The organism is Brucella sp. NBRC 113783, assembly GCF_040372265.1.
GTDB lineage: Bacteria > Pseudomonadota > Alphaproteobacteria > Rhizobiales > Rhizobiaceae > Brucella > Brucella teleogrylli.
This window is the reverse complement of the sequence record NZ_BAABRX010000001.1, coordinates 969,370-981,513: the sequence shown is the minus strand read 5'-3', so window position 1 is coordinate 981,513 and position 12,144 is coordinate 969,370. Positions and strand designations below refer to the sequence as shown.

The following is a 12,144-nucleotide window of genomic DNA, read 5'->3' as shown; positions in this document are numbered from 1 at the left end:
CATGATTCGCCCCTGCCCGCCGCCTCGTCGCGGCTGGCAGGGTGAACAGCTATGCCCGCCAGCGCTTGTCTGACAAGCTTTCGGAGCGAGCATGTTTTTCATGAGTCTTTTCATGGATTTAAGCGCGTCAGCTGACGAACTGATTCCAGTTAAGAGCTTGAGATTCATAAGAAAATCAGCAGCAGCAAACGGGCTTTTTTACGTCTCGTTAACGAAATCGCTGGACAGCGCGAATCACTTTTGATTCATTGAATGCATTCGGAGGTGGCGTATTCCGAATCACTTCACTCGCAGGCATTTCACGAGGGACCATCAGATGGCGAGCACCGACGCGTATGGCGCGCCGGCGGGGACGCATTGCGAATCCGGTCGGAAGAGAAGGAAAGGCAAGGTCTCTGGCCATGTCCGTCTTCTCGCGGGTCCGGCCTATGGCAAGTTTATCTCGATGGAACCCATTCTGCGCCGCCTCGTTCCCGCGCTGATCATCATCTTCCTCGTCATTTTGGGTGTCGCCCGCGTGTTCTCCATGCTGGCCTGGCATGACGATATCGAACAGCAGCACAAGGCTTCGCTGTCGGCGGCGACCGCCAATCTCGCGCAAATGATCGAGCGCGTGGCGAACGGCACCACGGCAGGCGCGCAGATTTCCGCCAAAGACCTTCAGGACACGATTGCCGAATTTCGCTCGCGCGGCCTCTCCTCGCCCGGCATGACGGTTGCCGTCCTGGACGGTCAGTCGTTGGTGGTCGCAGCCTCCGGCCCGCTCTCCGATTTGACCGGGAAGCCGATCGATACGATCCTGACGGAAGCGCAACCGCTGTTCCTCTTTGCCGAGCGCGCAGGCGTATTGAAAGTGATGTTGCAGGGCGAAGCCGCCTATGGCGCCTTGTCCAAGCCACTGACGGCGCCCTATTCCGTCATAGCGACGGAAGCAGAAAACACGATCTTTGCCGAATGGCGTCGCGCCGTGTCGCTCAACGTCACGCTCTTTGCAGGCACCACCGGCGTCATGTTCGCCATTCTCTACGCCTATTTCAGTCAGGCAGCGCGCGCTCGCGAAGCCGACGATCTGTCCAACCAGATCCAGCGCCGGATTGATCTGGCCATGGCGCGCGGACGCTGCGGCCTCTGGGATTGGGACATGGCGCGCGGGCGCATCTACTGGTCGCATTCCATGTATGAAATGCTGGGCTATGAAGCGCAGGACGCGGTTCTGCCCTTTGGCGATGTCGCTGCGATCATCAATCCTGAAGACGGCGACCTTTATTCTCTTGCTGAGCAAGCCGCCGCTGGAGACTTCTCACATGTCGACCGCGTGTTCCGCATGCGCCATGCGGACGGGTCGTGGGTGTGGATGCGTGTGCGTGCCGATATTGCCGCCGAGGGCGACCTGCATCTGGTCGGCATCGCCTTCGACGTCAGCGAACAGCACCGCTTTGCGGAAGCGACAGCGGAAGCGGACATGCGCATCCGCGAAGCCATCGAGAATATTTCGGAAGCCTTCATTCTCTGGGATTCCAACAACCGTCTGGTGATGGCGAATTCCAAGTTCAGCGAATATGCGGGTCTGCCAGTCTGGACGCTGAAGCCGGGCGTGCCGCGCAATGAAGTCGACGCCCATACGCGCCCGTTCACCTTCGAACGCCGCATGGCCAACGAACACAATCGCGCAGGCGGTCAGACCTTTGAACGCCAGCTCAGCGATGGCCGCTGGCTACAGGTCAACGAACGCCGCACGCAGGATGGCGGCCTCGTTTCCATCGGCACCGACATTACCCAGCTCAAGCTGCATCAGGAACGTTTGGTGGACAGCGAACGTCGCCTCATGGCAACGATCCACGATCTGTCCATTGCCCGCAAAGGCGAGCGCGACCGTGTGCGCGAATTGTCCGAACTTGCCCGCAAATACGGTCAGGAAAAGGAACGCGCCGAAGCCGCCAACCGCGCCAAGTCGGAATTCCTCGCCAATATGTCCCATGAGCTGCGCACGCCGCTCAATGCGATCATCGGCTTTTCGGAGATGATCCAGGCGGGCACCTTCGGGCCCCTCGGCTCCGACCGCTACGAGGAATATATCAACGATATTCACACCAGCGGTAACTTCCTGCTGAATGTCATCAACGACATTCTCGACATGTCGAAGATCGAAGCCGGTCATTTCTCGCTCGACCGTGAGCAGATCGACCTTTGCCCGCTCATAAATGAGACGGTACGCATGATTTCGCTGCAGGCCGACGAGAAGAACATCACGGTCGAAACGCGCATCGAAGATGCGATGCAGCTCTATGCCGACCGCCGCGCGGTCAAGCAGGTGTTGATCAATCTTCTGTCCAACGCGGTCAAGTTCACGTCCCATAACGGGCACATCACAGTGCGCGCCCGCAAGGCCGGATCGGCCCTGTTCATGACCATTCAGGACACGGGCGTCGGCATTCCAAAATCGGCATTGAAGAAGATCGGCCAGCCGTTTGAACAGGTTGAAAACCAGTTCACCAAGAGCCATAGCGGCTCCGGCCTCGGGCTCGCCATCACCCGTTCATTGGCCGAACTGCATGGCGGCTGGCTGCGCATCCGCTCGACCGAAGGCGTCGGCACGGTGGTTGCGGTCAGCATACCCGACCGCAAGGCGGTTCAGATCAGCGGGCACAGCACCGCGATCCACGCGGCGTAAATTTAGACGCTAACGAGCTTCTCAAAGCTCGCACGCACTTCCTTCGCCAGTTCGGTCAGATGATGTTCGACACGCTTGATGTCGGGCATATCGGCGGCGCGGCACAGAAGATCGATCATGCCCGGAATGAACTCGTCGCGCGGGGCATCGCCGCCGAGACACAGGCGAATGGTCTGGCTGAGATTGGTGTAAAGCCGGTGTGCTTCAACCAGACTGTCGGCAAGGGCTGGTTCCGCATAGGCCGGGTCGAGCGATGCCAGCACCTCCTCCGTTCCAAGCGGACGCGGCTTCTTCGTCACCTTGCCGACCAGCGCCGCAAACTGGGCGATGAATTCCAGATCGACAATGCCGCCCGGTTTCAGCTTGAAATCCCAATCGTCGCGCGGTGGTTTTTCCTGATAGATCAGGTCGCGCATTTCGCGCACATCCTTGGCAATCTTCTTCACGTCACGCGGCGTTGATAGCACCTCGTCGATTTCCGCCGTGATATGCGCAATAAAATCCTCGTCGCCGTGGATCGGGCGCGCGCGCGTGAGCGCCATATGCTCCCAGGTCCAGGCTTCAGTGCGTTGATACTTGCCGAAGGATTCAATATGCGTTGCAACAGGTCCCTTGTTGCCCGAAGGGCGCAACCGCATGTCGACTTCATAGAGCACGCCCTCCGCTGTCGGCGCAGACAGCGCGGCGATCAGGCGTTGCGTCAGGCGGATATAATATTGCGACGGGGCGAGCGGCTTTTCACCGTCCGATTCATCAGCATCCGTGTCATGATCGTAGAGCAAGATCAAATCAACATCGGAACCTGCCGTCAGTTCACGACTGCCAAGCTTGCCCATGGCGAGCAGCGCGGATTTCGCGCCTTTGACCTTGCCGTGGCGACGCTGCAATTCGGCCTCCACGGCCTCGAATGCTTTGCCGATCATCAGCTCGGCCAGATCAGAAAAAGCGCGGCCGGCGCGCACGCCGTCAATCGCGCTTGTCAGCAGGCGAATGCCGATCAGGAAACGGTGTTCAGCCGCGAAGATGCGCAGCCGGTCCAGCACTTCCTCATAGTCGGTCGCGGCCCCGAGAAAGACGCGCAGCCGTTCTTCAAGATAGGAGCGGGTCGGCATTTCTGAAAAGATAGCCGGGTCGAGCAGTCCGTCGAAAACATGCGGATTGCGGGTGATGATTTCGGCCAGCCGTGGCGCGGCGCTCATGATCATCACAAGCAGATTGAGCAGGCGCGGATTGGATTGCAGCAGGCTGAAAAGCTGGATGCCCGCAGGCAGACCTTGCAGGAAACTGTCGAACCGCAACAACGACTCGTCGGCGCGCTTGGTCTCGGCGAAGGCTTTGAGGAGCGCAGGCGTCAGTTCGGTCAGGCGCTCGCGCGCTTCCGCTGACTGCGTGGCGCGATAGCGTCCGAAATGCCAGGTGCGGATGACACGGCAGATGTCGCTCGGGCGCTCATAGCCCATGGCGGCGAGCGTCTCCAGCGTACCCGGATCGTCCACATCGCCGGTGAAGACGAGATTGCCGGTCGAGGTGCCCAGTTCCGGCGCCTGTTCGAACAGGGCCGCATAGTGCTTTTCAACGATCTTGAGCGCTTCGAGGAAAACATCGGAAAACTCTGACGGATCAGCATAGCCCATCATATGGGCGACACGGGCAAAGCCTTCGTCGTCTTCAGGAAGAATATGGGTCTGCTCGTCGGCAATCATCTGGATGCGGTGTTCCACATCGCGCAGGAAATAATATTCCTTGGCCAGCGCATCGCGCGCTTTTTCCGTGATCCAGCCGCGCTCCGCCAGTTGGCCGAGCATCGGCACAGTCTGATTGCCGCGCAGTTCCGGAAAGCGTCCGCCAGCGATCAATTGCTGGGTCTGGACGAAAAACTCGATCTCGCGGATACCGCCGCGACCAAGTTTCACATTGTGCCCGCGAACGGCAATGTCGCCATGGCCCTTATGGGCGTGGATTTGCCGCTTGATCGAATGAACATCGGCAATCGCCGCATAATCGAGATATTTGCGCCAGACATAAGGGGAGAGTTCAGCCAACACCTGACGACCGGACGCGCGATCACCGGCGACGGGCCGCGCCTTGATCATGGCGGCGCGCTCCCAGTTCTGCCCGCGCCCTTCGTAATAATGCAGCGCCGCGCCAACGGGAATGGCAAGCGGCGTCGAACCCGGATCTGGACGCAAGCGAAGATCAACTCGGAAGACATAGCCATCCGCCGTGCGATCCTGAAGGATGCGGACAAGACGCCGTGTCAGACGCGAAAACGTGTCCACGCATTCATAAGGATCGCCGATGGCCGGTTTGGTTTCGTCGATGAAGACAATCAGATCAATGTCGGAGGAATAGTTCAGCTCGCGGGCGCCGAACTTGCCCATGCCCAGCACGATCCAGCCGCAATCCTTGTCGGGCTTGTTCCTGTCGGGCAGCTTGATCTTGCCCGCAGCATCCGCATCGCGCAGCAAAAAGCGCACGGCAGCACCGGTGCAGGCCTCGGCCAGATCGGTCAGCCAGCCGGTGGTGGCTTCGGTGTCGAAAATATGCGCCAGATCGCAAAGCGCGATCAGCACATGCGCTTCGCGTTTGAAGCGGCGCAGATCGGCCATAAGCGAAGCTTCGCTCGCGCCCTCCTCCATGCAGCACACGGAAACCGTCGCAAGAATGTCGTGCAATGCAGTTTCTGGCGAAGCAGAAACGATCCGGCTCAAAATAGATGGATGCCGGTTCAGCGCTTCGCGAATGAAGGGCGACAGATCGAGTACCGCTGACAGGAAGGCCGAAGCTTTCTGCGTTTCCAGCAGAGCGGCGACTTTCGGCAGTTCGTCCTCGCGGGACCGTTCAATCAGATCGGCGAGGAAAGATCGCGCCCGATCAGGATCAAGCGGCACCAGCGCACAAAGGTCTCTCTCGAAAAACAGTGCCTTTGTATCGTCAGCCGCCATGATCCCCTCATCGAATTATGCTTATTTCACCTCGCCCTGCGGCAACGGAAATTCCAGAACAGCACGCAGTCCCGGTTCGTTGCTTTCAAGACGAAGCGCGCCACCGTGCAACTTCATGACCGCCTTGGCAAGACTCAAACCGAGGCCGGAACCCGGTTGCGTACGGCTTTCCTCCAGACGCACGAAACGTTCTGTCGCCTGTTCGCGTTTTTCCTCGGGGATGCCCGGTCCATTATCGGCCACGATGATCCGCACCCAGTTAGCATCGCGCTCCATGGCGAGCGAGACATTTGCCTCGCGTTCCTCGCAACTGGCATATTTGATCGCATTGTCCACGAGGTTCGAAACTGTCTGGCCCACCAGTTCGCGGTTGATATGCAGCACCACCTCGTCCAGAGCGCCAAGCGTCAGCTTCCCATTCGCGTCTTCCGCCACCGGCTCATACATCTCCGCCACATCACGCACGATGGGCGCGACCGGCAGGTCTTCGAGGTTTTCCGTCGAATAACCAGCCTCAAGACGCGAAATCATCAGGATCGCGTTGAAGGTGCGGATCAACTGATCCGATTCGCCAATGATATCTTCCAGAGCTTCCCGATATTCCGGCCCCGCCTTTTTGCCCGCCAGTGCTTCCTCGGCGCGATTGCGCAGCCGGGTCAGCGGCGTCTTGAGATCGTGAGCAATATTATCGGAAACCTGCTTCAGCCCTTCATTCAACTCCAATATGCGCCCGAGCATGACATTGAGATTGCCCGACAACCGGTCGAATTCATCGCCCGAGCCGTTGACCGGCAGACGCCCGGTCAGGTCGCCATCCATGATACGCTGCGAGGCTTTGGATACGTCATCGATGCGCTTCAAGGCGCGGCGTCCGACCACGAGCCAGATCAAAAGCGCGCCCGCGCCCATAATGCCAAGCGCCAGCATGAGTGAACTGCGAATGATGTCGCGGAAGCGCTCCGGCTCGCCAAGATCGCGCCCGACCATCAGGCGCATGCCATTTGGCAGCGCAATTACCACGGCAACGGCGCGATGATCGCTTTCTGCCCCCTGTTCGCCATAGCGCTTGTAGACAAAGGCGCGCTCAACAATGCCGTCCGTGTCCAGCACGCCTGGTTCCACGCTTTCGACATTGCCTGCCAGAATGCGCCCCGTTGGGTCGGCGACCAGATAAAGATAAGCGCCCGGCTGGCGCGAGCGATAATCGATGCTGCGCACAAGCTGCGGAATACCGCCGCGCGCATAGCTCTTGCCGATGCTGGCCACCTCTTCGCCCAGTGCCTGTTGGGTCTGGGCGGTGAGGATCGAAGCCGACAGATTGGTCATGTAAAAGACCAATGCGACGGCCCCGACCACGAAGAGAAGCAGATAAAGAGCCGACAGGCGCACCGCCGTGGTGCGCATAAGCGCGGAAAACCGACCCATCAGTCCACCTTGGCGGCGGTCTGTTTGGCACGCCCGGCCTTCAGCATGTAACCGGCGCCACGCACCGTATGCAGCAGCGGGCCGTCAAAGCCCTTTTCGATCTTGGAGCGCAGACGCGAAATATGCACGTCGATCACATTGGTCTGAGGGTCGAAGTGATAATCCCATACATTTTCCAGCAGCATGGTGCGGGTCACCACCTGCCCGGCATGACGCATGAGATATTCGAGAAGGCGAAATTCACGCGGTTGCAGCGTGATATCGACATCCTGACGGCGCGCCGTATGCGCAAGCCGGTCAAGCTCGAGATCGCCGACGCGATAGATTGTGTCCGCCTCGCGTGGGCTGGAACGGCGCTGCAATACTTCTACGCGCGCCAGAAGCTCGGAAAATGCATAGGGCTTGGTCAGATAGTCATCGCCGCCAGCACGCAGGCCCGTCACGCGGTCATCGACTTCGCCGAGCGCAGATAGAATTAGCACCGGCGTTTCCATGCCCTTGGCCCGCAGGCCCGCCACGACAGACAGTCCATCGCGCTTCGGCAGCATACGGTCCACGACCAGCACGTCATAAGTGCCGTTTTCCGCCAGCGCATAACCGGTCTCGCCGTCACCGGCAATATCTGCCGAATGTCCGGCTTCGCTGAAAGCTTTCTCCAGATAACGAGCAGCTTCGCGGTCATCTTCAATAACGAGAATTTTCATGGCGCCACTTATAAATTACATTCGGAGATAAAGCACATCCCGAAAAGTGTAAGACAGTTTTCGGATAAGAGGTGCGTAAACAAAAACTGAGAGCGCAGATCTGATGCAATCAGATCGAAACGCGCTCTAAGACGATGCCAGGCAGTTACCCGCCTGGCATCGATTGTTCAGAAGTCGCTACGGATACCGGTCATCAACCCTGATCGATCGGCAAGGCCACGAAGCGGCTCTGATCGTTGCTCTGCAATTGCAGCAGCACAGCCTTGCGACCCGACTTGGAGGCTTCGCTGATGGCGTTGTTGATGTCTTTGGCGCTCTTCACCGTCTGGTTGTTGACGCTGACGATGACATCGCCGGAGCGAACGCCACGGTCGGCGGCATCGCTATCGGGATCGACATCGGTAACCACCACGCCGTCACCATCTTCCGAAGGCGTCACGGTCAGGCCGTAGCTGTCGAGCGTTTCGCTCTGCTGGCCGCCCTTGTCTTCATCCGTCGTACCGCCAGCCTGCTTCAGATCCTTCGGCATCGCCTCGATGGTGATGCTGATTTCTTCAGCCTTGTTCTTGCGCCAGACGCTGAGGGCTGCCTTTTCGCCCGGATTGATACCGGCAACCTTGCGGGCCAGATCACGCGGATCCTGTACCGTTTCCCCATTTACGGCGGTGATCACGTCACCGGCCTGAATGCCAGCCTTGGCTGCGGGACCATCCTTCTGCGGTGCAGCGACGATTGCGCCCTTTTCCTCGGCCAGACCAAGCGAAGCAGCGATATCCTTCGTCACCGGCTGGATCTGCACGCCAATCCAGCCGCGCTCAACCGAGCCCTTCTTGATGAGCTGATCGACAACCTGCTTTGCAGTGCCCGACGGGATTGCGAAGGCGATACCGACGCTGCCGCCCGAAGGCGAGAAAATGGCGGTGTTGATGCCGACGACCTGACCGGACAGGTTGAAAGCCGGGCCACCCGAGTTGCCCTTGTTCACAGCCGCGTCGATCTGGATGAAGTCGTCGTAAGGACCAGCTCCGATGTCACGGCCACGGGCCGAAACGATACCCGAGGTCACCGTGCCGCCGAGACCGAACGGATTGCCGACTGCAACAACCCAATCGCCGACGCGCACCTGATTGTCATCGCCGAAAGCGACATAAGTGAACTTGCGCTTGGCATCGTCAACCTTCAGCACGGCAAGGTCGGTGCGCGGATCGGTGCCGATCAGCTTGGCGTCGAGTTCGGTGCCGTCATCCATGACGACCGTATAGGCGTCACCGTCGGAAACGACGTGATTGTTGGTGACAACATAACCGTCTTCAGAGATGAAGAAGCCGGAGCCCTGTGCATAGGGGCGCTCATGACCCGGACGGCCCGGACGCTTGCCGGGGCCACGGCGACCATCGGGACGCGCATCGCCACTCGGCGGTTCCATGCCGAAATCACGGAAGAAGCGCTTCAGCGGATGATCGTCGGGCAGCTGGTCAAAACCGCGCGCACCAAAATTCTGACCGCCACGGCTATCGGCTTCCTGAACGTTCTTCTTCACGGTGACGCTGACGACGGCAGGACGTACCTTTGAAACCAGATCAGCGAAGCCGACAGTCTGCTGCGGCGGCGTCACCTGAACGGCTTCCGCGCGGGCATCGTTGAGTGCGCCAAGCGGGCCAGTCGCGACAAACGCGCCTGCAAGGGCAGCGCAAACTGCAACGGCTGCAACGCTCTTGCGGTAATGGGAAGTCTTAGCTCTGGACATCTATTTCTCCTTGCGAGCAGTAATCGGCCCGTGTTCTCGTCATCGGGAAACGAGGCCCTGAAGATCCTTTATAGAGCGCAGGATAGCTACAGCTACCTTACCGCTCAATTTCCGCAACATGAAAGTTTCGTAAGGTTGAGCGCGCGCAAGGTAGAAACTTGCTCATAAATATAGAGGATTATTTATTATTCAGAAGTCGGGAAAGCTCAGCTTTTTCGCTTTCGGAAAGCGGCTGCGCCGCTTCGCCAAGCCTGCGTCGCCCCCGAAACGCGAAGACGAGCGCCACCGCGCCGATCAGAAGCACCATGACCGGAAATCCCCAGAGCAGAACCGTGCGGGCCGACAGGCGCGGCTTCAACAGCACGAACTCACCATAACGGGCAACCACAAAATCCTTCACCTGATCGTCCGTATCACCTGCTTTCAGGCGGTCACGGACGAGAAGGCGCAGATCGCGGGCAAGCTCGGCATTCGAATCATCGATGGATTCGTTCTGGCACACCAAGCAGCGCAACTCGCCGGATATGGTGCGGGCGCGCTTTTCAAGCGCCGGGTCGGGCAGAACTTCATCCGGGTTGACGGCGAGTGCCGCCGTTCCCTGAATGGCCAGAGCAACGGCAAGGGCACACGTGGCAAAGAGGTTGCGCATCTTCATGCTGCGGCCTCCGCTTCCTGCGACGAGGTCTTTCGCTTGGAGGCAGGTGCGCCGACGCGCAAGCGGCGGTCGGCCAGCGAAAACAGGCCGCCCAGCATCATAACCAATGCGCCATACCAAATGAGCGTGACCTGCGGTTTCCACCAGATACGAACGACCACCGAACCGTCGCCCGGCTCATCGCCCAGTGCCACATAGACCTGACTGAACCAGAGCGTGCGAATGCCCGATTCGGTCGTCGGCATCTGGCGTGCCGGGAAGAAGCGCTTGGATGGCTCTATCCGGCCAAGATCGCGCGCACTGGAATCGAGCAAAGTGAACGTACCGCGATTTTCCGTAAAATTCGGACCCGTCAAAGGCCGCAACCCGTCAAAACGCAACGTGTAGTCCTGAACCTTGACCGTATCGCCCGCACGCATGATGAGCACGTTTTCGGTGCCGAAGGTCGTCACGCTCACGATACCGAGCAGCGTCACGCCAAGACCGATATGCGCCAGCGCCGTTCCGAAAACGGAGCGCGGCAGCCCCTTGAAACGCGCCCAGGCCTTCGTTGCCGAAACCTTGCCGATACCGGCTTTCTGTACCAGATCGGTAAGGCTACCGAAAATCAGCCAGGCGGCGAGACCGACGCCGCAAGCCGCAAGCAGCGATTTGGCCGAAGTGGTCCAAAGCACGATACCGGCCACAACCAGCGCCAGGGCGAAAGCCGTCATCAGTCGCTGGGCCACGCCGTAAAGGTCGCCGCGTTTCCAGGCGAGAAGCGGCCCAAACGGCACCGCAAACAGAAGCGGGATCATTAGCGGACCGAAGGTCATGTTGAAGAACGGCGCGCCGACGGAAATCTTCTCGCCCGTCATGACTTCCAGCAGCAGCGGGTAAAGCGTACCGATCAGAACGGTCGCAGCGGCCGTGGTCAGGAACAGGTTGTTGAAGACCAGCGCCCCTTCCCGCGAAATCGGATGGAAAATGCCGCCAGCGGTGAGGCTCTGGACGCGAAGCGCGAACAGCGACAGGGAACCGCCGATAAAAATGGCGAGAATGGCCAGAATGAAAAGCCCGCGCCCCGGATCGGTCGCGAAACTATGCACCGAGGTCAGCACGCCGGAACGCACGAGGAAGGTTCCGAGCAGCGATAGCGAGAAGGTCAGGATCGCCAGCAGGACCGTCCAGATTTTCAGCGCCGAGCGCTTTTCCATGACCAGCGCGGAATGCAGCAAGGCGGTGCCGACCAGCCATGGCATGAAGGATGCGTTTTCGACCGGGTCCCAGAACCACCAGCCGCCCCAGCCGAGCTCGTAATAGGCCCAGTAGGAACCCATTGCGATGCCGCCGGTCAGGAACACCCATGCCACCAGCGTCCATGGCCGCACCCAGCGCGCCCAGGCTGCATCAAGACGACCTTCCAGAAGGGCGGCGACAGCAAAGGAGAAGCAGACGGAAAAACCGACATAGCCGAGATAAAGTAGCGGCGGATGAATGGCGAGGCCGATATCCTGCAAGATCGGATTGAGATCGCCGCCTTCCATCGGGGCCGGAAGGATGCGCGTGAACGGGTTCGACGTGAAGATGATGAAGGCCAGAAAAGCCACAGCGATCCAGCCCTGCACGGCCAGCACATTAGCACGCAATGTTTCAGGCAGATTGCCGGAAAATGCCGCGACCAGCGCGCTGAAAAGCGTCAGGATGAACACCCACAACAGCATGGAGCCTTCATGGTTCCCCCAGACGCCGGTGATCTTATAGAGAAGCGGCTTTTGCGAATGCGAGTTTTCGACAACGTTCAGGACCGAGAAATCGGACACGACATAGGCATGGACCAGCACCGCTGAGGACAGGACGACAAGCGCAAAAACCGCAAGCGCCGTTGGCACGGCCACCGACATGAGCTGCGTGTCGCGTCGGCGGGCGCCGATCACCGGCACGACCGACTGAACGATCGACAGAGCCAGCGCCAGCACCAGAGCAAAATGGCCGATCTCGACACTCATAGGCAGTCT

7 protein-coding genes are annotated in these 12,144 nt (G+C 59.5%); 1 reads left to right on the top strand and 6 read right to left on the bottom strand.

Annotated features, from left to right (window positions below; all coding sequences use genetic code 11):
• The first annotated feature begins 316 nt into the window (after positions 1-316).
• Positions 317-2,671 (top strand): PAS domain-containing sensor histidine kinase, encoded by a 2,355-nt coding sequence (locus tag ABWW11_RS04515; protein ID WP_283735773.1) that lies wholly within the window; start codon positions 317-319, stop codon positions 2,669-2,671.
• A 2-nt stretch (positions 2,672-2,673) separates the two neighbouring features.
• Here ABWW11_RS04515 and ABWW11_RS04510 read toward each other — a convergent pair whose 3' ends face one another.
• The 6 genes from ABWW11_RS04510 to ABWW11_RS04485 form a co-directional block, all read right to left on the bottom strand.
• Entirely contained in the window at positions 2,674-5,616 is a 2,943-nt protein-coding gene (locus ABWW11_RS04510) for a bifunctional [glutamine synthetase] adenylyltransferase/[glutamine synthetase]-adenylyl-L-tyrosine phosphorylase (RefSeq protein WP_121535521.1), read from the bottom strand.
• 21 nt (positions 5,617-5,637) lie between these two features.
• Positions 5,638-7,044, bottom strand: coding sequence for a sensor histidine kinase (locus tag ABWW11_RS04505; protein WP_171318999.1), 1,407 nt, complete (start codon positions 7,042-7,044; stop codon positions 5,638-5,640).
• Complete coding sequence (locus tag ABWW11_RS04500; protein WP_109368612.1) at positions 7,041-7,745, bottom strand: response regulator transcription factor; 705 nt, start codon at positions 7,743-7,745, stop codon at positions 7,041-7,043. The genes ABWW11_RS04505 and ABWW11_RS04500 overlap by 4 nt, the downstream gene beginning before the upstream one ends.
• Before the next feature lie 193 nt (positions 7,746-7,938).
• Positions 7,939-9,492 carry a Do family serine endopeptidase gene (locus ABWW11_RS04495; RefSeq protein WP_109368611.1) on the bottom strand — a complete coding sequence of 518 codons (1,554 nt, stop codon included), beginning with the start codon at positions 9,490-9,492 and terminating at the stop codon, positions 7,939-7,941.
• Between the two features lie 178 nt (positions 9,493-9,670).
• The gene (locus tag ABWW11_RS04490; protein WP_121535518.1) at positions 9,671-10,147 is read right to left on the bottom strand and encodes a cytochrome c-type biogenesis protein; all 477 of its coding nucleotides are present in this window, start codon (positions 10,145-10,147) and stop codon (positions 9,671-9,673) included.
• Entirely contained in the window at positions 10,144-12,135 is a 1,992-nt protein-coding gene (locus ABWW11_RS04485; protein WP_121535515.1) for a heme lyase CcmF/NrfE family subunit, read from the bottom strand. Before ABWW11_RS04485 ends, ABWW11_RS04490 begins: the two co-directional genes overlap by 4 nt.
• Positions 12,136-12,144 lie beyond the last annotated feature (9 nt).